This is a genomic window from Corynebacterium sp. AOP40-4SA-5 (genome assembly GCF_052377355.1).
GTDB lineage: Bacteria > Actinomycetota > Actinomycetes > Mycobacteriales > Mycobacteriaceae > Corynebacterium.
Window position 1 is genome coordinate 71,445 of sequence record NZ_JBQSWS010000001.1, and the last position, 20,082, is coordinate 91,526.

Here is a 20,082-nt window from a genome sequence, read left to right on the forward strand (position 1 = left end):
CCAGTTTTGGAGTCAAGACTTCTTCCTTCACGCCCCCCGGGTTGGTGTGGCGTGGTAAAAAATGGTCATGACTGACGAACCCGCCTGGGCACCGGTCCCTCGCATCAGGACCCACCAGATGGTCGTCGACGCCATCGAGAACGAGATTCTCTCCGGCACCCTGCACGTCGGCGACCTGCTTCCTGCTGAACGCACCCTGTCCGAACAACTGCAGGTCAGCAGGGCCGCCGTGCGCGAGGCCATCCGGGTCCTGGAGGGGCAGGGGGTGCTGGAGTCGAACGTGGGCTCCGGGCACAAGGCCGGGACGTTCATCGCCGCGATGCCGTCCGAGGCGCTGTCACGCTTCCTGCGCCTGCACGTGGCGCTGTCCAACTTCGGTCTCGAGGAGGTGGTCCAGACCCGCACGATCCTGGAGGTCGAGAGCGCGCGGCTCTCCGCCGCCGAGCAGGACGAGGACGCCCTGGCGGGCATGCGCGCCGCCGTGGCGGAGATGGACCGGCCCGGGGTGAGCCGCGAGGAGTTCAACGACGCCGACACCCGCTTCCACGTCGCCCTCGCCCACGGGGCGGGCAACCGGCTCTTCGCCGACATGACCCAGGCGATCCGCGAGTCGCTGCGCGCACCGATCCTGCGTGGCTTCCGCGGGCAGGGCGACTGGGAGACCGTGGCGGGCACGCTGCGGACCCAGCACAAGGGCATCCTCGCCGCGGTCGAGGCCGGAGACGTGGACGGGGCCGGGGAGCTGGTGGCCGAGCACATCTCGACGGCCTACCGCACGCTGCTGGAGTAGGTCCCGCGCGGCGTCGCGACGGGGGTCGGGGACAGGGGAACCTTTCGGGCGCCAGGTGAGTCTCTCTACGGTGACGTCCCTTCCGTGCGGCCCGTGCAAGGGCTGCAGGAGGGCACCGATCAGAGCACTCGACACAAAGGGGAGGGACCCAATGAGTTTCAGAACGACCACCGAGGTCATGCAGTCCACGGCAGGCAAGGTCGACACCGTCAACGGTCAGGTGCAGGCGGAGCTCACGCGCCTGCAGGGCACGGTCGACGGTGTCGCGGGGGTGTGGAAGGGCGAGGCGCAGGCCGCCTTCATGCAGCTCATGGCCCGGTGGAACGACTCCGCCCGGGAGCTGCGGCTGTCGCTGGACGGCATCTCGGAGAACATCCGCGGCAATGCGCGGGCCTTCCAGCAGGTCGAGGACGACAACATCGTCGCCTTCCGCTGACGTCCCAGCCACCATCCACCACGCACCACACACGCCAAGGAGCAGGACCGTGATCCAGTACGACTTCGCAAGCATCGCCCAGACGTCCGCCGACGTCCACGCCACCAACCGCAACATCAACGGCATGCTCGACCAGCTCAAGGGCGACATCGTCCCCATGGTCGCCGAGTGGGAGGGAGAGTCCGCCACGGCATATCAGGCTGCGCAGAAGCGGTGGGACGCCGCGGCGGAGGAGCTCAACCAGGTGCTGCAGACCATCGCCCGCGCGGTGGACAACGCCGGTTCCAGGATGAGCCAGATCAACAACAGCGCCGCCAACAGCTGGGCCTGACCCCGTAGGCTTCCGGCACAACCCCGGTACCCGGCCGCCACCGTCACACCCGTGACGGTGGTGGCCTCATGTTTGCGGTCCCTTTTGGATGTGCCGCGCCCGTCCGGTAACCTCAGTCGGGTTGCGACCACCCGTGCTGCGTTTTCACGGCACACCGGTGGTCGGCCCGCAGGTCCCCACCGGCCGCTGCGGGCACCACCCTTCCCGGGTAAGGCCCGGGGCGAGGGGTCTCCCGGCTGGCAGTTCCATGAAGACCAAGGAGTCGTAAATGACTACTTTCCACCCGAAGAGCGGTGACCTGACCCGTAAGTGGTACGTCATCGACGCCGAAGACGTGGTCCTGGGTCGTCTCGCCACCCACGCAGCTTCCCTGCTGCGCGGCAAGGGCAAGGCAATCTACGCACCCAACGTCGACTGTGGTGACAACGTCATCATCATCAACGCGGACAAGGTTCACATCTCGTCCAACAAGCGGGACCGCGAGTTCCGTTACCGTCACTCCGGTTACCCGGGCGGCCTCAAGACCATGTCCCTGGGTCGCTCCATGGAGCTGCACCCGGAGCGCGTCATCGCTGACGCCATCGTCGGCATGATGCCGCACAACCGGCTCAACCGCGAGTCCGCCAAGAAGCTCCGCGTCTTCGCCGGCGCCGAGCACCCCTTCGCGGCTCAGCAGCCCGAGTCCTACGAGATCAAGAAGGTGGAACAGTGACCGACAACGAGAACTACGAGGCCGAGTCCGTGGACGAAGAGGTCTTCGCCGCCACTGACGCCGTCAACGAGGAGTTCGTCGCCAGCATCGGTGACTCCATCTCCGAGGTCTCCGAGGACGAGGGCGACGACGTCGTCGCCCCCACCGTCTTCGACGGCCCGATCCAGACCGTCGGTCGCCGCAAGGAGGCCGTCGTCCGTATCCGCATGGTGCAGGGCTCCGGCCAGTTCACCTGCAACGGTCGCACCCTGGAGGACTACTTCCCGAACAAGCTGCACCAGCAGCTGATCAAGGCTCCGCTCGTCCTGCTCGAGCGCGAGAACCAGTTCGACTTCCAGGTCAACCTCAAGGGCGGTGGCCCGTCCGGTCAGGCCGGTGCGATGCGTCTCGCCATCTCCCGCGCGCTGAACAAGTACAACCCGGAGGAGCGGGCCGAGCTCAAGAAGGCCGGCTTCCTCACCCGTGACGCCCGTGCCGTGGAGCGCAAGAAGGCCGGTCTGCACAAGGCCCGTCGCGCACCGCAGTACTCGAAGCGCTGATTCCCCGGAGTCTTCGCTCGATCCTCGTGCAGCGTCCCGCTGCATGATCCGACGCCGCCCCGTCCCACACACCGTGTGGGGTGGGGCGGCGTCGCCTGTCGGTAGGGGATGTGGCGGTGCCAGCGTCTAGACTGGCACCCCATGAGCAGACTTTTCGGTACGGACGGGGTTCGGGGCCTCGCCAACAGGTCTCTGACGGCACCACTGGCACTGCGGTTGGGCGCGGCCGCGGCGCGGGTGCTGACGACGACCGGGCAGACGTCGCAGCGGCGTCCCACCGCGGTGATCGGACGGGATCCGCGGGTCTCCGGCGAGATGCTGTCGGCGGCGTTGTCGGCGGGCATGGCGTCGCAGGGGGTGGACGTGCTGGACGTGGGCGTGCTGCCCACGCCGGCGGTGGCGTTCCTCACCGACGACTACGGCGCGGACATGGGTGTGGTGATCTCGGCGTCGCACAACCCGATGCCCGACAACGGCATCAAGTTCTTCGCCGGCGGCGGGCGCAAGCTCGACGACGCGGTGGAGGACGAGATCGAGGGCGCCACGCTGGAGCTCGAGGAGTCCGGCCCCACCGGCGCGGCGATCGGCCGGGTCATCGAGGAGTCCGGTGACGCGCTGGAGCGCTACCTCTTCCACCTGCAGGACGCCGCCCCGCGCGCACTGGACGGCATCCGCGTGGTCGTGGACTGCGCCAACGGTGCCGCGAGTCTCGCCGCGCCGATGGCCTACGAGGCCGCCGGTGCCGAGGTCGTGGCGATCCACAACTCGCCGAACTCCTTCAACATCAACGACAACTGCGGTTCGACCCACATCGAGGTCATCCAGAAGGCTGTGCTGGAGCACCAGGCGGACCTGGGCCTCTCGCACGACGGGGACGCCGACCGCTGCCTGGCGGTGGACTCGCAGGGCAACGTCATCGACGGCGACCAGATCATGGCGATCCTGGCGGTGGCGATGAAGGAGTCCGGTGAGCTGCGCAGGAACACGCTGGTGGCCACGGTGATGTCGAACCTGGGCCTGACCCTGGCGATGAAGGAGCACGGCATCACCTTGCGGCGTACCAAGGTCGGCGACCGCTACGTGCTGGCCGACCTCAACGCCAACGACTTCTCGCTGGGTGGTGAGCAGTCCGGCCACATCGTGATCCCCTCGCACGCGACCACCGGCGACGGGACGCTCACCGGCCTGCGCATCATGGCGCGCATGGCGGACACCGGCCAGTCGCTGCGCGAGCTGGCGGACGTGATGACGGTGCTGCCCCAGACCCTGGTCAACGTCCCGGTGGAGGAGAAGGAGCGCATCCACACCTCCGAGGTCGTGCGTGAGGCGATCGCCGAGGCCGAGGCGGAGCTGGGCGACACCGGCCGGGTGCTGCTGCGCCCCAGCGGCACCGAGCAGGTGTACCGCGTGATGGTCGAGGCCCCGACGTCCGCCGAGGCCAAACGCGTCGCAGGACGCCTCGCCGGCGTCGTCGTCGCCGAGGGGTAGGCGCGGGCGTCGCCGTCAGGGGGTGGGACGCCGCATGCGGCGTAGCGCGTCGTCGATGCCGGCGGGGGAGTCGGCGGTGCCGATGTAACCGATGTAGCCGTCCGGGCGCACCAGCAGCAGGGTCGGAGACTGGGCACCGTAGGTGCCGGCCGGCACCTCGTGGACGGCGGGCCAGCCGTCCTGTCGGTGGCGCTCCAGCGTCTCCGCGTCCACCCCGACGGCGAGGACGCTGAACCCGGGGCCGGCGGTGAGGTCGAAGACCCGTCTGCCGTGGGCGTCACGAGCGTCGGGGAGGCGGTCGCCGGCGCGCAGGACGCCGGCCGTGGCGGCGTCAGGGCCCTCGGGGCACAGCGATGAGCCACGGTAGGTGAGCTTGAGCTGGCGTTCCTCGTCGCCACGGGTCGTCGCGGCCCGGGCGTCCTTCTCGAAGCTGTCGTAGCGGTCCGTGGAGATCTTGAGCACGCGGGCGGCGACCGGCCGGCGCTCCTCCTCGTAGGTGTCGAGCAGGGATGCCGGGGCACCGTGGAGGACCTCGTCGAGTTTCCAGGCGAGGTTGTAGGCGTCCTGCACGCCGGTGTTGAGGCCCTGGCCGCCGGCGGGGGTGTGGCAGTGGGCGGCGTCGCCGGCGAGCAGGATGCGTCCGGCGCGGTAGTGCTCGGCGAGACGGATGTTCGGGCGGAACAGCGAGACCCAGGAGAACTCGTCGACGGTGAGCTTCTTCGCCGCCAGTGCCTCGCGCACCGTCGCCTGCAAGGCGTCGGGGTCGTTCGAAACGGGGGTTGCGGCGGGCAGGCGGAGCATGACCTGGAAGAGCTCGCCGTCCGGTAGCGGGCAGGCGCCGAGGAAGCGTCCGGAGCGGCCGGGCCACACGTGCCAGCGGTTGCGCCGCAGGCCGGGGATCGTGACGTCGGCGATGATCATGCGGTCGTCCTCGTCGGTGTCGCCGGTGAAGCCGATGCCGGCCTGCCTGCGCACCGTGCTGGACCCGCCGTCGGCGCCGACCACGTAGGCGCTGTGCACGGTGCCGCCGTCGGCGAAGGTGGTGGTCACGCCGTCGTCGTGCTGCTCGACGCCGACCACGCGGCGGCCGTAGTCGACGGTGACCCCCGCGGCGCGCAGGGCGTCGTGCAGGACGCGGTCGGTGTGGAACTGGGGTGAGAGCACGGTGTCCGGGTACGGGACGTCCTCGGTCACGGGCTGGTGGGCGATCATGGTGCGCGGGATGGTCAGTGGTCCGAGGTGGATGCCGAGCCGGGGGTAGGCGGAGGCGCCGGCGAGCAGGGCGTCCAGCACGCCGAGGTCCTCGAGGACCTCCAGGGTGCGTGGCTGGACGCCTTTGGCGCGGGAGCCGTGGAAGGGGCCGTCGGCGCGGTCGACGATGTGGACGGGGACGCCGCGGCGGGTCAGGTCGAGCGCGAGTGCGGAGCCGACGGGGCCGGCCCCTACGATGAGGATGAGATCGGTCATAATGAACACAGTGTTGTCGGTATTGCGGCATCCTGTCAAGAGGAGGTTGGGCACATGGACGCCGACGCATCGCCGACGCCGGGAAGTCCCAGGTGGTGGGCGAAGGTGGAGGCCCCCGCCGGCGGACGTGGACGACCGCCCGTGCCGACGGGCCGCATCGTCGCCGCGGGCCTGGAACTGCTCGACGACGCCGACGGCCCGGAGTACAGCATCCGCACCGTCGCCTCCCGGCTCGGTTCGAGTACGGCGACGCTCTACCGGCGCCTCGGCGGCCGCCCCGGGCTGGACGCGCTGATCGTCGACCACGTCCTGGGGGAGGCCGTGGCGCAGGTGCGGGACGCTCCTGAGGATGCCGACTGGCAGGCAGCCTCGGCGGCGGGCGCGGACGCGATCTTCACCGCGCTCGCCGGCCACCCCGGTGTCGTCCCGCTGCTGGCCGCGGACGTTCCCCACGGGCCGAACTCCGCACTGCTGCGGGAACGGTTCGTGGCCCGGCTGCTGGAGGCGGGGTTCGACCCGTCCGTGGCGGCGAGGACGTACACCACCGTCGCGCACTACACGGTGGGTTTCGCCCTCCAGCTCTCCTTCGCCCCGCCGGAGGCACAGGGGGAGTCCGGCTCAGAGTCCGGCCCTGAGTCCGGCTCTGTGTCCGGCGCGGCGCCCGACGCACGCTTCCCGGCCACCGCCCGGGTCGCCGCCCACCTCGACGCCGACCTGCGTGAGGAGTTCTCCTTCGGGTTGTCGATGCTGCTGCGCGGCGTCGCGGCGTCCCGGTAGTTCGGTGGCCCGGTAGTTCGGTGCCTCAGGGGGCGGGGAACCTTTCCGGCCGGCGGGGAGTCTCTCTTGTCACGTTGTAGACAAGTGGATGATCGATGACCCGTGCCGTCGGTGCGCCGACGGTGGCGGGAGGACGAAGGGGGTTTCTGTGGCACCGGATATCGGCAGGCTCGGGGTGGACGACGGCGCGGCGCAGTCGGCGTTGGCGGAGGCGCTGGTCGCCGTGGGTTCCAGGAAGGCGGAGGTCGCCGCCGCCGCACCGCGCAGGACGGCGGCCAGCTACGGTCAGGGGCTGGCGGACCGGGCGGCGCACCTGGTGGAACTGCGGGAGAAGGCCCACCGGGTACGTCTGGCGCACATCGACCGGCTGCGGCGTGGACTGGAGACCGCCGCGGGGACGGTCTCGGCGGTGTCGACCACCGAGGGGGACTCGCGGCGCGGGTTCAGTGCGGGGGAGCTGCGGTGAGCGCGGTGCAGGCGGACCAGGCCCGCATCGCCGCGTCGGTGGCGAAGCTCGACGCCTCCGGTCAGCAGGCGACCAGGCTGGCACCGGCGGCTCTCCCGTGGATCATCACCGGCATCATGACGGCGGCGGACTTCGTCATCGGCATGGTCGGCGGCGACGGTGACGGCGGCGGCGGCGACGGTAAGGACGGTAAGGACGGCGGCAGCGGCAAGAAGGGGAAGGGCGGTTTCTTCGCCGAAGTCCTGGAGACCGGCAAGGACCTGATCACGGGAATCGCCGGCGGGGTCCTGGCGGACAAGTTGGGCTGGGGCGGCGACGAGGCCGACGAACACGACGGGAACGTGGACCAGGCAGACGACGCGGTGGCCACCTGCGACCGTGTGCTGGAGTCCATCCAGTCCCTGTGCGCCGACGAGGTGGAGACCTGTGTGGACGGGGCGGTCGCGACGGCCGAGGAGCTCTGTGCCGCCGGGCTGGCGTTGCGTGCCACTGACCAGGTGGCGTCGCGGGCGCTGCTCCAGATGGCGGCGCAGCTGCTGTGTGGTGCCCGCGACGGGGTGGGGGCGATGTTGGAGGGCAGGAACTCCCGTATGGGCGAGTGCATGGACCTCACCATCGCCGAGTGCGCCCCGGCCGCCGAGGAGGGCAACTGCCGGGTTCCCTTGGCCACGGAGCCTGCCCCGGTGACCGCGGCGCCGGACTGCGATGTCGCACCGGTCCCGACCGAGGTCGCCACCGTCGGTGCCGGGGCAGGCGGCGGGGCGCTGCCGACCCCGGAGCCGTGTCCGCCGGCGTCCCCGGCCGTCGCCGCCGCCTCGGCCGCAACTTCGACGGCGTCGTTGTCGGGGCTCGTGGGGTCCTCGGTCGCCGCGCCGATGCTGCCGGACATCTCCGGCCAGGTCGGTGGCCAGGTCAGCGGGTGGATCAAGGGTGCGGTCGAGGGGATTGTGGAGACGGTCGTCGAGGGCGCGGCGAATCTCTCGGTGGAGAACTCCGGGTCGTTGATCGACATCGACGTGAACCTCTGTCCGCCGGAGCCGTGCGAACCGGAGCCGGAACCTGAACCTGTGCCGGAGCCGTGCGAACCGGAACCCGAGCCGTGCGAGCCGGAACCGGAACCCGAGCCGTGTGACGAGCCGGAGCCGTCCACCGTGGACCCGGAGAAGGGGTTCGACAAGAGCTCCTACCTCCCCGGGACGGAGACCGCGGCCACCCCGGCGGAGGCACCCGCCACGGATGCGGCGCCGGTGGAGACTCCGCCGGTCGGTACCGCGGCGGTGGAGACCCCGGAGCCGTCGTCCGGGGACGACGGCTGGGTGCCTGACCTGTGGACCACCGGTGAGAAGTCCGCCGAACAGCCCGGCGAGGTCGGTCAGGACGCACCATCGGTGCAGAGGAGTGAGCAGTGGTGAACAAGAACCCGATAGAGGCGGCGTTGGAGGGCTACGTCAGGGAGGTCGGTGAGGCCACCGGGCGGTTCCAACGTCAGATGGACGAGGCCACGGAGCTGCTCGGCGAGCTCGGCGACCTCAGTGAACTACTCGAGGACACCGCCACCGCGACCACCGACAACAACGATGTGGTGCGGCGGCAGGACGCCGCCGGGCGTCCCCCGCGGCGGAGCCCGGGGATCTTCGACTGACCCGGGGTGGCGGCGCTCAGGCGTGCAGGGCCTTGTTCACCGCGTCGATCGGGTCGGCGAACTCCGGGAGGCTCTCGAAGAGCTCACCGCGGCTCATCACCTGCGACTTCTTGATCTCGGCCTCGGGGTCGCGGAAGGCGGCGTAGTGCTTGTCGTCCTCGGCGAGCACGAAGCCGGTCATCAGGGCGCGGATGAAGTCCTGCGCCGCCAGCTCCAGCCCACTGTTCGTGGTGAGGAACTTGCGGATGACCTTCTCGTGGAAGCCGGTGGACGACGCCTTGTCGATGCGACGGAACACCGCCTCGCCACCCCAGAGGGCGGCGACGCGCTCCGGCTCGCCGGCCTCGATGCCCAGGGTGCGTCCCGGTGCCAGCACCAGACCGGGGGCCTGGACGTGCCGGGCCGCCTGGTAGCAGCTCGGCGCGGTGTCCGACGGGTGCACGGCGATGACACCGGCGACCGTCGGACGGTCGCGGTAGCGCTTCTTCGCCGGCTCCGCGGCCGCCCGGCCGGTGGCCGCGAGGATCGCCGCGCCGGCGCCCATGCCGTGCCCGGCGAAGAAGAGCTTGCTCGGGTCCACGGTGATGTTGCCGACACCCAGGCGCACACCCGAGAGGATCTGCAGGCAGGACTCCAGGTCCGAGGCGAAGCCCCGGTGGTTCGGCAACAGGCCGCGCTCGGTGTCCGGGGCGGCCACGGCAATGCCCCAGCTGGCCAGGTGGCGCAGGGTGCCGTGATAGGCGTCCACGCCGACGCGCCAGTCGTGGCCGAAGGCCACACCGGCGATCGCCTTGCCCTCGGCAGGCGTGTAGATACGGCCGGGAATGCCGGCGAAGTCGAGTTCGCCGACCAGGACCCTGTGCGGGCCCCGCTTCTCCAACCGGGGGACCAGGTTCTTCGCGTTGTCTGCCACGTCACTCAGCCTAGTTGATAGCTCCACGACGCGGGGCGAGGGTCGGGAACAACCGCGCTCAACCGACCCGGAGGGGTGGACAACGGGGATGCGCTTCACGGGTGTCCGGGGCGACCAGTATTGTTGTCCAGTATGTGTGGCATCGTTGGATACATCGGAAGCGCCCGTAGCTCCGCAAAGGCGCTCGACATCGGTCTCGAGGCGCTGGCCAGGATGGAGTACCGCGGGTACGACTCCGCCGGAATCGCCGTCGTCTCGGACGGCGACATCGAGGTCGAGAAGAAGGCCGGCAAGTTGGCGAACCTGCAGCAGCGCATCGCCGAGACCGGCCGCGAGCGGTTCACCGGCAAGGCCTGCATCGGCCACACCCGTTGGGCCACGCACGGGCGTCCGAACGACGTCAACGCCCACCCGCACGTCTCCTTCGACGGCAAGGCCGTGATCGTCCACAACGGCATCATCGAGAACTTCGCACCGCTGCGTGCCGAGGTCGAGGCCGCGGGCATCGAGATGACCAGTGAGACCGACTCCGAGGTCGCCGCCCACCTGCTCGCCCTGGCCTACGCCGCCGGCCCGACGGCCGGTGACCTGGAGGCGTCCGCGCTGGCGGTGCTGCGCCGCCTGGAGGGCGCGTTCACCGTCCTGTTCGCCCACGCCGAGGAGCCGGGCAAGATCGTCGCCGGCCGCCACTCCACCCCGCTGATCGTGGGCGTGGGGGAGGACGGCATGTTCCTGGGCTCCGACGTCGCCGGTTTCATCGCCCACACCCGTGAGGCAGTGGAGCTCGACGACGACAGCGCCGTGGTCATCACCGACCACGACTACCGCGTCATGGACTTCGACGGCACGCCCACCGAGGGCCGCCCGTTCACCATCGACTGGGACCTCGCCGCCGCGGAGAAGGGTGGTTTCGACTCCTTCATGATGAAGGAGATCTTCGACCAGCCCGCCGCCGTGCGCGACACCCTCGCCGGCCACTTCGACGACGGCCGGGTGGTGCTCGACGAGCAGCGCCTGTCGGACGACGACCTCCGTCAGATCGAGAAGGTCTTCGTGGTGGCCTGCGGTTCGGCGTACCACTCCGGCCTGCTGGCGAAGTACGCCATCGAGCACTGGGTGCGCCTGCCCGTGGAGATCGAGGTCGCCAGCGAGTTCCGCTACCGCGACCCGGTGCTCGACCGGCAGACGCTGGTCGTGGCCGTCTCCCAGTCCGGCGAGACCGCGGACACCCTGGAGGCCGTCCGGCACGCCAAGAAGCAGGGCGCACGCGTCCTGGCGGTGTGCAACACCAACGGTTCGCAGATCCCGCGCGAGGCGGACGCGGTGCTCTACACCCACGCCGGCCCGGAGATCGGCGTGGCGTCCACGAAGGCCTTCCTGGCGCAGGTCGCGGCGAACTACATCGTGGGCCTCGCACTGGCCCAGGCCCGCGGCACGAAGTTCTCCGACGAGATCGAGGCGATCTACCAGCAGCTCGAGGAGATCCCGGGCAAGATCGAGCAGGTCCTGGAACTCAAGGACAAGGTCCTGGACCTGGCCGCGGAGCTCGGCCCGATCCCCACGATGCTCTTCCTGGGCCGCCACGTGGGTTACCCGGTGGCGCTGGAGGGTGCCCTCAAGCTCAAGGAGCTGGCGTACATCCACGCCGAGGGGTTCCCCGCCGGCGAGCTCAAGCACGGCCCGATCGCCCTGATCGAGGACGACCTGCCGGTGGTCGTGGTCGTGCCGTCGCCGCAGGGCCGGGAGATCCTGCACTCCAAGATCGTGACGAACATCCAGGAGATCCGCGCCCGCGGTGCCCGGACCATCGTGATCGCCGAGGAGGGCGACGAGGCCGTGCGCCCGTTCGCCAACGACCTGCTCGAGATCCCGCAGTGCCCCACGCTGCTGCAGCCGCTGCTGTCGACAATTCCCCTGCAGTTCCTGTCTGCGGAGATCGCCCGCCAGTGCGGCAACACCGACATCGACAAGCCGCGTAACCTCGCCAAGTCCGTGACGGTGGAGTAGGACCGGTACCTGCGCTGATGAGCGAACTACCCGGCACCGACCCGTATCCGCTGGCCGAGCTCGTCGTCGACCTGGACGCCGTCGACCACAACGTGCGCACCCTGGTGCGGGTCGCCGCGCCCGCCGGGGTGATGGCGATCGTCAAGGCCGACGGCTACAACCACGGCATGGTGGACGTCGCCCGCACCGCGGTGGACGCCGGGGCGGCGGCGCTGGGCGTCGCCACGCTCGGCGAGGCGGTGGCGCTGCGCGACGCCGGGATCCACGCCCCGGTCACGGCGTGGATGTGGCTGCCGGACGTCGCGCTCGGGCACGTGGCCGCGGCCTGCGCGGCCGACGTCACCCTGGGCGTTCCCTCCGTGGAGCACCTCCTCGCCGCGGTGGACGCCTCGCGTACGGCCGTCGCCGGCGGGGCGTCCCCCCTGTCGGTCGGCCTGATGGCGGACACCGGCCTCTCGCGTTCGGGTATCGAGGCCGCCCGGTGGGACGAGGCCGTGCGGATCGCGGTGGACGCGGTCGACGAGGGCGTGCTCACCGTCAGCGGCGTGCTGTCGCACCTGGCCGTCGCCGACGACCCGTCCTCCCCGGTCACCGACCTGCAGGCGGCACGGTTCACCGACGCCGTGCAGGCCTGCCGGGCGGCGGGGCTGGACGTTCCGGTGAACCACCTCGCCAACACCCCGGCGACGTTGACGCGTCCCGACCTGCGCCACGAGATGGTGCGCCCGGGCGTGAGCGTCTACGGCGTCTACGCGGTCGACCCGACGGTGATCCCGGTGGGGGAGTCTGGCCCGGTGGAGCTGCGCGAGGCGATGACGGTGCGCGCCCGGGTGGTCACCACCCGCGTCGTCCCGGAAGGGGAGGGCGTGAGTTACGGGCACCTGTGGCGTGCCCCGCGCGACACCCGCACCGCCGTAGTGGCGATGGGTTACGCCGACGGGCTGCCGCGTAGCCTGTCGGGACGATTCGGCGTGACCGTCGACGGCACCTGGTACCCGCAGATCGGGCGGGTGTGCATGGACCAGGTCGTGGTCGACCTCGGTCCTGCGCACGAGGACGGCCCCGGCGCCGCGGTACGTCCCGGCGACTGGGCGGTGGTCTTCGGTCAGGGCGGACGCTCCGTCGAGGAGATCGCCGGGGCCGCCGACACCATCGCCTACGAGGTGCTCACGATGCCGCGTGGACGCCTGTCGCGTCGCACGCTGCCGGTGCGCGGCGTCTTCGACCCCGCAGACGCCGAGGAGGGCTCGGTGGAGGTAACCTCCGCCGAGCAGATGCGTGACCTGGGTCGTCAGCTGGGGCGCACCCTGCGCGCCGGCGACGTGGTGGTGCTGACCGGTGCCCTGGGTGCCGGAAAGACGACCGTGACGCAGGGCATCGCCGCCGGGCTGGAGGTCAGGGGCCGGGTGCAGTCGCCGACGTTCACGATCATCCGCGAGCACCGGCCGGGTCCGGACTCCGCGCGCCCGGGCCTGCTGCACATGGACGCCTACCGGCTGCTCGGCGAGCAGGCGCACGACGGCACCACGCCCTCGCCGGACGTGGTCCTCGACGCCCTGGAGTCCCTCGACATCGACGCGGACCTGGAGGACCGGGTCCTGGTGGCCGAGTGGGGCCGCGGGGTCGTGGAGTCCCTGGCTCCGACGCGGTGGATCGACGTGGAGATCGACCGGGGGGAGGTCGACGACATCGGCGACATTGCCGGCGATACGACCGAACCTCCGAGGATCCTACGTTGGCGCTGGTCACAGAGGTAGCAATTCTGAATCCCCCCGATAAGATCCCCCATTAGCCAGATTGATTGGCACGAAGCAGCATCTGGTGCCAGAATGGGTGACGGATCACCGTGAGGGGTGTATCCAGAGGCCCCGTCGCAATTGGAGAGTGTGACGGGGCTTCGCCTATGCCTGGGGCCGGGGGGCTAAGATTCCTGAGCATGTATGTTCTCGCGGTCGACACCTCCACGTCCTTCGTCGTCGCCGGGGTGGTGGACTGTCCGGATGACGCGTCGGCCCCGCCCCGACTGCTCGCGGAGCACACCGAGCTCAACCCGCGGGGCCACATGGAGGTGCTGACCCCGAACATCCTCACCGCGCTGGGGGACGCCGACCTCACGCCGGACGACCTGGCCGCCGTCGTCGTCGGCGTGGGGCCGGGTCCGTTCACCGGTCTGCGCGTGGGCATGGCCGCCGGCGCCGCCTTCGGCGACGCGCTGGGCGTCCCCGTGCACGGTGTGTCCGGGCACCTCGCCACTGCCGCCACCACCGACGCAGCCGGCTCGTCACTGCTGCTCGTGCTCAGCGACGCCCGTCGTCGCGAGTGGTACCGGACGCTCGTGGACCGCGCGTCCGGGCAGGTGCTGGACGGCCCGGTCGTCGCCGCGCCGGACGACGTCGTGGCGTCCTGCCCGCAGGCGGAGGTCCTGGCGTCCCGCGAGGTCGCGCAGCGTGCCGGCGAGGTCCCGGGGTGGACGGTGACCGACGCGGACGCCCGGCCGACGCCGGTCGGCCTGGTCACCGCCGCGGTGCGGGTGCTGGGCGGGCCCCAGGGGCTGCTGCACCCCGGCACGCCGTTGCGTGCGCTCTACCTGCGACGTCCGGACGCCGCGGAGCCGAAGCCGGTCCGGGTCTCCGCGGCGCTGGACTTCAGTGCGGTGGGGGAGGAGGACGTCCCCGAACCGACCGTGGGGCCGTTGGTCGTCGGCGCGGCGGGGCGGTGCGCGGAGATCGAGGCGGAGCTCTTCGTCGGTGACTCGCCGTGGCCGGAGGCCGGCTTCGCCTCGGAGATCGGCGCGCCGAACACCGTCTACCTCGGCGTCGTCACCGGCCAGGGTGGCGCGGACGAGCGGCTGGTGGGCTACGCCGGCCTGGCGAAGAACGGTCCGGCGGACGACCCGGAGTTCGAGATCCACACCATCGGCCTGGAGGCGTCGGTGCAGGGCCGCGGCTGGTCGCGTCTGCTCATGGACCCGCTGATGGAGCTGGCCGACCGCGACGACGGCCCGGTGTACCTGGAGGTCAGGACGGACAACACCTCGGCGATCGGGCTGTACCGCAGCTACGGTTTCGAGGTCACCGGCACGCGCCGCAACTACTACCGGCCCTCCGGCGCGGACGCCTACACGATGTGCCGTCCGGCGCTCTCGGAACGTTCCCGGGGGAAGCAGGACGCCCCGATGCTGGTCATGGGTGTGGAGAGTTCCTGCGACGAGACCGGTGTCGGCGTGGTGGAGCTGCACGCCGACGGCCGGGTGCGGCAGGTGGCGAACCGCGTGGCGTCATCGATGGACCAGCACGCCCGTTTCGGCGGGGTGGTGCCGGAGATCGCCTCGCGCGCGCACCTGGAGGCCATGGGCCCGACGATGGCCGCGGCGCTGGACGACCTGCGCGCCGCGACGGCGGGACGTCGGCGGCGTCCGGACGCCGTGGCGGCGACGGTGGGCCCGGGGCTCGCCGGTGCGCTGCTGGTGGGCGCGGCGGCGGCGAAGGCCTACGCGGCGGCCTGGGGCGTGCCCTTCTACGGGGTCAACCACCTCGGCGGGCACGTGGCCGTGGGCACGCTCGACACCGGCGACGACACTGAAGGCACCGACGGCACCGTCGCCGGCGACCTCAGTACCGCCGTCGCGCTGCTGGTCAGCGGCGGGCACACGCAGATCCTGCAGGTCAACGGCGTGGGACGTCCGATGAAGGAGCTCGGCTCCACCCTGGACGACGCCGCCGGCGAGGCCTACGACAAGGTCGCCCGCCTGCTCGGTCTCGGTTACCCGGGCGGCCCGGTGATCGACCGGCTGGCCGCCCAGGGCGACCCCACGGCGATCGCCTTCCCGCGCGGTATGAGCCGCCCGGGCGACGCCGCCTACGACTTCTCCTTCTCCGGGCTCAAGACGTCCGTCGCCCGCTTCGTGGAGAAGGCGGACAAGGAGGGACGCAGTGTGCCGGTGGAGGACGTGTGCGCGTCCTTCCAGGAGGCGGTGGTGGACGTGCTGACCGCCAAGGCGGTGCGCGCGTGCGTGGACACCGGGGCGGACGTGATGCTGCTCGGCGGCGGAGTGTCGGCGAACCGTCGGCTGCGTGCGCTGGCGGAAGAGCGGTGTGCGGCGGCCGGGGTGCGCATGGTCGTGCCGGAGATCTCGCTGTGCACGGACAACGGCGTGATGATCGCCGCGCTCGCCGCCCGCCTGATCGAGGCGGGTGCCCCGGCCAGTTCGCTGGACGCGGCGACCGACCCGTCGATGGACGTGGAGGTTCCCGTTCTGGCACCCTCCCTTGTTGAGGGCTAGCACTTGGCAGGGTAGAGTGCCAAGTGGTTGTGTGACACACAGTTGTTCACCCGCGACGACGGCTGTGCAGGATATACCAACCGGAAGACAAGACAATTCGGATCACTGCATGTACGCAAACACGGAGGTATTCAACGTGGCTAACGTCAACATCAAGCCGCTCGAGGACCGCGTCCTCGTCCAGATCGTCGAGGCCGAGACCACGACCGCATCCGGTCTGGTCATCCCGGACTCCGCCAAGGAGAAGCCGCAGGAGGCCACCGTCGTGGCCGTCGGCCCGGGCCGTTGGAACGACGACGCCCGCGTCCCGATGGACGTCGCCGAGGGCGACACGGTCGTGTTTTCCCGCTACGGCGGCACCGAGCTCAAGTACGACGGGGAAGAGTTCCTGCTGCTCAACCAGCGCGACATCCTCGCCGTCGTCGACTCCGCGAAGTAGGTCGGTGACGCATGGCTAAACTCATCGCATTCGACGAGGAGGCCCGCAAGGGCCTCCAGCGCGGTGTGGACACGCTGGCGGACTCGGTTCGCGTCACCCTCGGCCCCAAGGGCCGTAACGTGGTCCTGGACAAGGCCTTCGGCGGTCCGACCGTGACCAACGACGGTGTCACCATCGCCCGCGACATCGACCTCGAGGACCCCTTCGAGAACCTCGGTGCGCAGCTGGTGAAGTCGGTGGCCGTGAAGACCAACGACATCGCCGGTGACGGCACCACCACCGCCACCCTGCTCGCCCAGGCGCTGATCAACGAAGGCATGCGCATCGTCGCCGCCGGTGGCAACCCCATCGCCGTCAACGAGGGCATCGCCGTCGCCGCGGAGAAGGTCATCGAGGCGCTGCAGCAGCGCGCGGAGCCGGTCGCCGACTCCGCCGCCATCGCCAACGTGGCCACCGTCTCCTCGCGTGACGAGGGCATCGGCGCCAAGGTCGCCGAGGCCATGGAGAAGGTCGGCAAGGACGGCGTCCTGACCGTCGAGGAGTCCCAGTCCCTGGTCGACGAGCTCGTGGTCACCGAGGGCGTCTCCTTCGACAAGGGCTACCTCTCGCCGTACTTCGTCACCGAGGAGGAGTCGGCCCAGGCCGTCCTGGAGAACCCGGCGATCCTGCTGGTGCGCGACAAGATCAGCTCCCTGCCCGACTTCCTGCCCCTGCTGGAGCAGATCGCGAAGGCCGGCAAGGAACTGTTCATCGTGGCCGAGGACGTCGACGGCGAGCCGCTGCAGATGCTCGTCGTCAACTCCATCCGCAAGTCCATCAAGGCCGTGGCCGTGAAGTCCCCGTACTTCGGTGACCGCCGCAAGGCGTTCATGGACGACCTCGCCGTCGTCACCGGCGCCACCGTGGTGGACAAGGAGGTCGGCCAGAACCTCTCCGAGACGACCCTGGAGCAGCTGGGCACCGCCCGCCGCATCACGGTCACCAAGGACGAGACGGTCATCGTCGACGGTGCCGGCACCGCCGAGGACCTCGACACCCGCCGCAACCAGATCCGTTCCGACATCGAGCGCACCGACTCCACCTGGGACCGGGAGAAGCTCGAGGAGCGTCTGGCGAAGCTGTCCGGGGGTGTCGCCGTCATCCGTGCCGGTGGCGCCACCGAGACCGAGGTCAACGAGCGCAAGCTGCGCGTCGAGGACGCCATCAACGCCGCCCGTGCCGCCGCGCAGGAGGGCGTGATCGCCGGTGGCGGTTCCGTCCTGGTGCAGATCGCCGCCGAGCTCGACGAGTTCGCCGCCGAGTTCGAGGGCGACAAGGCCGTGGGCGTGAAGGCCCTGGCCCGCGCACTGCGCCGTCCGGCGTACTGGATCGCCGACAACGCCGGCCTCGACGGGGCCGTCGTGGTCTCCAAGATCGCCGAGCGTGCCAACGGTGAGGGCTACAACGCCGCCACCGGTGTCTACGGCAACCTGCTGGAGCAGGGGATCATCGACCCGGTCAAGGTCACCCACTCCGCCGTCGTCAACGCGACCTCGGTGGCACGCATGGTGCTGACCACCGAGACCGCCGTCGTCGACAAGCCCGCCGTGGCGGCCGCTGCCGCCGCCGGCCACGGACACCATCACCACTAAGGTCGGTGTGTGCCCCTCGGGGGCACGCAGGACCCCCGCCACCCCGACGGTCCCGAGGACCGTGGGGAGGCGGGGGTCTTCCCGTGCGTCAGGACGCCAGGCGGCGCGGCGTGCGTTTCACGCGGCGGGGACGCCCGTTCTGCGCGGCTGCCCGTTCCGACTCGCCCATGCCGCCCCAGATCCCGTAGACCTCGCCCACGTTCAGGGCGTGCTCCTTGCACTGGGCCAGTACCGGGCACTCGTTGCAGATCGCCTTGGCGCGGTGCTCACGCAGCGAGCGCGCACGTCCGCGCTCCCCGTCGGGGTGGAAGAAGACGGCGGACTCGGCCCCACGGCAGGAACCGTGCAGTTGCCAGTCCCAGAAGGTGGTCGCGGGGCCCGGGAGGTCGCTCGTCTGCGGCATGGGTTCTTCTCCTGTACATCGTGAGGGTGGATCGTCTGGGGTGTTCTCCAGTGACTCCCACCCTGTCCCGTCGATGTGAACAACAGGTGTCCGCGAGCTGTTCGGCATGTGACATTTTCGGCCCCCGCTGTGACACCCTCTGCGGCGCCCTCTGCAGAGGTATCCTCCCGGGTGAGTCCCGGGTGGATGGTTTGCTGTGGTAATTTCAGCCCACAGGCAGGGACAGTTCCCGTGACGACCAGCACCCTGCCGCGACCGTGTTTTCCCGAGGACTATGACAGCGACTGACGACATCGACGAGGCCCTGCCCCGGCTCGTCCCCTCCGCAGTGGAGGGGGACGGGCGGGCGCTCCAGCGCATCATCGACCTCATCCACCCGCCGGTCGTGCGCTACTGCCGTGCCCGTGTGCCGTCCACGAAGTACCCCACCCCGGAGGACCTGGCGCAGGAGATCTGTCTGGCCGTGGCGCGTGCCATACCCGGTTACGAGGACCAGGGCAAGCCGTTCATGGCCTTCGTCTACCGGATCGCGGCGAACAAGATCGTCGATGCACGGCGTTCACAGTCCCGTGACCTCGCGGTTCCCACCGATGAGGTGCCGGACCAGGAGGTCGTGACGAGTACGCCGGAAACCGTGGCGTTGGATGTGAGTTCCTGTAACGAAGTCGCACAACTGCTCGATACGCTCAGTGAGAAGGCACGGCATATCGTGACTCTCAGGGTCTTCGGCGGGTACTCCGCCGAGGAGACCGCAGAGATCGTCGGCTCCACCGCCGGTGCTGTCCGGGTCGCCCAGTTCCGGGCGCTGGCCAAGATGCGGGAGACCCTGGAGTCCCGTGAGAATTCGAGGACGGAATGATGGACGAGCACAGGTGGGACCCACGGGGTTTCGACGGCGACGGTACCGAGGGTGCCGACGCCGACGCCGTGCGCGCCACCGACCGGATGCTGGACGCCCTGGCGGCGGGCCGGGAACCGGAGGGTGGTACCGGTGCCGACCCGCTCCTGCGTCTGCTCGCCGACGCCCGTGCCGAGACCGACCGTGACATCCCCGCCGCCCCGGTCGTCGCCGACGTCGACTCCGCGCCGGTGACCTCCCTGGCGGGTCGTCGCCGTCGCCGCGCGATGCGTCGTGCCGGGGGAGTGGCCGCCCTGGGCGGGATCTCCCTGACCTCGCTGGTGGTGGGCAGCGGTGTCGCCGCGGCCCTCGTCGTCGGCGGGTTCACCGTGGGCGCGTTGACCACCGGCAACTCCGGTGGCTCGGATTCCGTCGTCGCCGAGTCCGCCGGTTCCGGTGACGGTTCCACCGGCGGTCAGGGTGCGGCCTCCGAGGCCCCCGACCGTGACGGTTCCCCTCGTGACGGGCAGGGCGCCACGGACGACTCCGAGGGTGCCGGGAGTTCCGCCCCGGCCGAGAGCGAGGGCGGCGAGGCCGGCAACGGCGGTGACGCGGACTCCGGCGGCATGGTCCTCGCCGATCCGGGCAGCAGTGACGAGGCGCAGTCCGGCGACCAGACCGACACCACCGGTGACGGCGCTCAGGACGGTGACGGCGGCGACGCCGAGGCGTCCGACGTCCAGACGGAGGCACCCGCCGACGGCGGGGCAATGCTCCTCGCCGAACCGCAGGGACGTGCCGCGTCCCCGGTGAAACCGTCCGGCACCACCAGGTCGAGCACGTCGAGCAGTTCGACGACGCCGACGACCGCGCCCAAGGCGCAGCGTGACGACGCGGAGACCGAACCGACCGAATAGGTCG

The 20,082-nt window shown here is 70.6% G+C and carries 20 protein-coding genes; 17 read left to right on the plus strand and 3 right to left on the minus strand.

Annotation, left to right across the window (positions count from 1 at the left end):
- The first annotated feature begins 67 nt into the window (after nt 1–67).
- The 6 genes from ACT3S3_RS00355 to glmM all read left to right on the plus strand — a co-directional run bounded on the left by ACT3S3_RS00355 (nt 68) and on the right by glmM (nt 4,296).
- The gene (locus tag ACT3S3_RS00355) at nt 68–790 is read left to right on the plus strand and encodes a FadR/GntR family transcriptional regulator (RefSeq protein ID WP_301443779.1); all 723 of its coding nucleotides are present in this window, start codon (nt 68–70) and stop codon (nt 788–790) included.
- Between the two features lie 151 nt (nt 791–941).
- Nucleotides 942–1,226, plus strand: coding sequence for a WXG100 family type VII secretion target (locus ACT3S3_RS00360; protein WP_301443778.1), 285 nt, complete (start codon nt 942–944; stop codon nt 1,224–1,226).
- Between the two features lie 49 nt (nt 1,227–1,275).
- The gene (locus ACT3S3_RS00365; RefSeq protein WP_444625994.1) at nt 1,276–1,557 is read left to right on the plus strand and encodes a WXG100 family type VII secretion target; all 282 of its coding nucleotides are present in this window, start codon (nt 1,276–1,278) and stop codon (nt 1,555–1,557) included.
- A gap of 268 nt (nt 1,558–1,825) precedes the next feature.
- Nucleotides 1,826–2,269 (plus strand): 50S ribosomal protein L13, encoded by a 444-nt coding sequence (rplM, locus tag ACT3S3_RS00370; RefSeq protein ID WP_301443776.1) that lies wholly within the window; start codon nt 1,826–1,828, stop codon nt 2,267–2,269.
- Complete coding sequence (gene rpsI, locus ACT3S3_RS00375) at nt 2,266–2,808, plus strand: 30S ribosomal protein S9 (protein WP_441579155.1); 543 nt, start codon at nt 2,266–2,268, stop codon at nt 2,806–2,808. Before rplM ends, rpsI begins: the two co-directional genes overlap by 4 nt.
- A gap of 141 nt (nt 2,809–2,949) precedes the next feature.
- Nucleotides 2,950–4,296: a phosphoglucosamine mutase gene (gene glmM / locus ACT3S3_RS00380; protein WP_444614973.1), complete on the plus strand. Its 1,347-nt coding sequence runs from the start codon at nt 2,950–2,952 to the stop codon at nt 4,294–4,296.
- Between the two features lie 15 nt (nt 4,297–4,311).
- Here glmM and ACT3S3_RS00385 read toward each other — a convergent pair whose 3' ends face one another.
- Complete coding sequence (locus tag ACT3S3_RS00385; protein ID WP_444625996.1) at nt 4,312–5,763, minus strand: FAD-dependent monooxygenase; 1,452 nt, start codon at nt 5,761–5,763, stop codon at nt 4,312–4,314.
- 54 nt (nt 5,764–5,817) lie between these two features.
- Here ACT3S3_RS00385 and ACT3S3_RS00390 point away from each other — a divergent pair, with 54 nt between their 5' ends.
- The 4 genes from ACT3S3_RS00390 to ACT3S3_RS00405 all read left to right on the plus strand — a co-directional run bounded on the left by ACT3S3_RS00390 (nt 5,818) and on the right by ACT3S3_RS00405 (nt 8,648).
- Nucleotides 5,818–6,540, plus strand: a complete 723-nt coding sequence (locus ACT3S3_RS00390) for a TetR/AcrR family transcriptional regulator C-terminal domain-containing protein (protein ID WP_301442648.1) — start codon at nt 5,818–5,820, stop codon at nt 6,538–6,540.
- A gap of 148 nt (nt 6,541–6,688) precedes the next feature.
- Entirely contained in the window at nt 6,689–7,006 is a 318-nt protein-coding gene (locus ACT3S3_RS00395; RefSeq protein WP_301442647.1) for a hypothetical protein, read from the plus strand.
- Entirely contained in the window at nt 7,003–8,418 is a 1,416-nt protein-coding gene (locus ACT3S3_RS00400) for a hypothetical protein (RefSeq protein WP_444614972.1), read from the plus strand. The genes ACT3S3_RS00395 and ACT3S3_RS00400 overlap by 4 nt, the downstream gene beginning before the upstream one ends.
- Complete coding sequence (locus ACT3S3_RS00405) at nt 8,412–8,648, plus strand: hypothetical protein (protein WP_301442645.1); 237 nt, start codon at nt 8,412–8,414, stop codon at nt 8,646–8,648. The genes ACT3S3_RS00400 and ACT3S3_RS00405 overlap by 7 nt, the downstream gene beginning before the upstream one ends.
- A 16-nt stretch (nt 8,649–8,664) precedes the next feature.
- On the opposite strand, the gene ACT3S3_RS00410 is transcribed toward ACT3S3_RS00405, so the two are convergent.
- Nucleotides 8,665–9,561: an alpha/beta hydrolase gene (locus tag ACT3S3_RS00410; protein ID WP_301442644.1), complete on the minus strand. Its 897-nt coding sequence runs from the start codon at nt 9,559–9,561 to the stop codon at nt 8,665–8,667.
- Nucleotides 9,562–9,693: 132 nt separating this feature from the next.
- Between ACT3S3_RS00410 and glmS the strand changes: the two genes are divergently transcribed.
- The 5 genes from glmS (at nt 9,694) to groL (ending at nt 17,920) form a co-directional block, all read left to right on the plus strand.
- On the plus strand, nt 9,694–11,568 hold the full coding sequence (gene glmS, locus ACT3S3_RS00415) for a glutamine--fructose-6-phosphate transaminase (isomerizing) (RefSeq protein ID WP_301442643.1): 1,875 nt from the start codon (nt 9,694–9,696) through the stop codon (nt 11,566–11,568).
- Nucleotides 11,569–11,585: 17 nt separating this feature from the next.
- Entirely contained in the window at nt 11,586–13,325 is a 1,740-nt protein-coding gene (gene alr, locus ACT3S3_RS00420; protein WP_301442642.1) for an alanine racemase, read from the plus strand.
- A gap of 179 nt (nt 13,326–13,504) precedes the next feature.
- Entirely contained in the window at nt 13,505–15,850 is a 2,346-nt protein-coding gene (gene tsaD / locus ACT3S3_RS00425) for a tRNA (adenosine(37)-N6)-threonylcarbamoyltransferase complex transferase subunit TsaD (RefSeq protein ID WP_444614971.1), read from the plus strand.
- 136 nt (nt 15,851–15,986) lie between these two features.
- Nucleotides 15,987–16,289, plus strand: coding sequence for a co-chaperone GroES (gene groES / locus ACT3S3_RS00430; RefSeq protein WP_301442640.1), 303 nt, complete (start codon nt 15,987–15,989; stop codon nt 16,287–16,289).
- Nucleotides 16,290–16,300: 11 nt separating this feature from the next.
- Nucleotides 16,301–17,920, plus strand: a complete 1,620-nt coding sequence (groL, locus tag ACT3S3_RS00435) for a chaperonin GroEL (protein WP_441582313.1) — start codon at nt 16,301–16,303, stop codon at nt 17,918–17,920.
- Nucleotides 17,921–18,008: 88 nt separating this feature from the next.
- On the opposite strand, the gene ACT3S3_RS00440 is transcribed toward groL, so the two are convergent.
- Complete coding sequence (locus ACT3S3_RS00440; RefSeq protein ID WP_301444129.1) at nt 18,009–18,323, minus strand: WhiB family transcriptional regulator; 315 nt, start codon at nt 18,321–18,323, stop codon at nt 18,009–18,011.
- A 274-nt stretch (nt 18,324–18,597) separates the two neighbouring features.
- Here ACT3S3_RS00440 and ACT3S3_RS00445 point away from each other — a divergent pair, with 274 nt between their 5' ends.
- Together ACT3S3_RS00445 and ACT3S3_RS00450 are read left to right on the plus strand one after the other, a co-directional pair.
- Complete coding sequence (locus ACT3S3_RS00445) at nt 18,598–19,182, plus strand: sigma-70 family RNA polymerase sigma factor (RefSeq protein WP_301444128.1); 585 nt, start codon at nt 18,598–18,600, stop codon at nt 19,180–19,182.
- Nucleotides 19,182–20,078: a hypothetical protein gene (locus ACT3S3_RS00450; RefSeq protein ID WP_441579097.1), complete on the plus strand. Its 897-nt coding sequence runs from the start codon at nt 19,182–19,184 to the stop codon at nt 20,076–20,078. Before ACT3S3_RS00445 ends, ACT3S3_RS00450 begins: the two co-directional genes overlap by 1 nt.
- Nucleotides 20,079–20,082 lie beyond the last annotated feature (4 nt).

Excerpts from the sequence above, each read along its gene's own strand:
- ACT3S3_RS00355 (WP_301443779.1), top strand. The coding sequence starts at position 68 with ATGACTGACGAACCCGCCTGGGCACCGGTCCCTCGCATCAGGACCCAC.
- ACT3S3_RS00360 (WP_301443778.1), top strand. The coding sequence starts at position 942 with ATGAGTTTCAGAACGACCACCGAGGTCATGCAGTCCACGGCAGGCAAG.
- rplM (WP_301443776.1), top strand. The coding sequence starts at position 1,826 with ATGACTACTTTCCACCCGAAGAGCGGTGACCTGACCCGTAAGTGGTAC.
- glmM (WP_444614973.1), top strand. The coding sequence starts at position 2,950 with ATGAGCAGACTTTTCGGTACGGACGGGGTTCGGGGCCTCGCCAACAGG.
- ACT3S3_RS00385 (WP_444625996.1), bottom strand. The coding sequence starts at position 5,763 with ATGACCGATCTCATCCTCATCGTAGGGGCCGGCCCCGTCGGCTCCGCA.
- ACT3S3_RS00390 (WP_301442648.1), top strand. The coding sequence starts at position 5,818 with ATGGACGCCGACGCATCGCCGACGCCGGGAAGTCCCAGGTGGTGGGCG.
- glmS (WP_301442643.1), top strand. The coding sequence starts at position 9,694 with ATGTGTGGCATCGTTGGATACATCGGAAGCGCCCGTAGCTCCGCAAAG.
- alr (WP_301442642.1), top strand. The coding sequence starts at position 11,586 with ATGAGCGAACTACCCGGCACCGACCCGTATCCGCTGGCCGAGCTCGTC.
- tsaD (WP_444614971.1), top strand. The coding sequence starts at position 13,505 with ATGTATGTTCTCGCGGTCGACACCTCCACGTCCTTCGTCGTCGCCGGG.
- groL (WP_441582313.1), top strand. The coding sequence starts at position 16,301 with ATGGCTAAACTCATCGCATTCGACGAGGAGGCCCGCAAGGGCCTCCAG.
- ACT3S3_RS00440 (WP_301444129.1), bottom strand. The coding sequence starts at position 18,323 with ATGCCGCAGACGAGCGACCTCCCGGGCCCCGCGACCACCTTCTGGGAC.
- ACT3S3_RS00445 (WP_301444128.1), top strand. The coding sequence starts at position 18,598 with ATGACAGCGACTGACGACATCGACGAGGCCCTGCCCCGGCTCGTCCCC.
- ACT3S3_RS00450 (WP_441579097.1), top strand. The coding sequence starts at position 19,182 with ATGGACGAGCACAGGTGGGACCCACGGGGTTTCGACGGCGACGGTACC.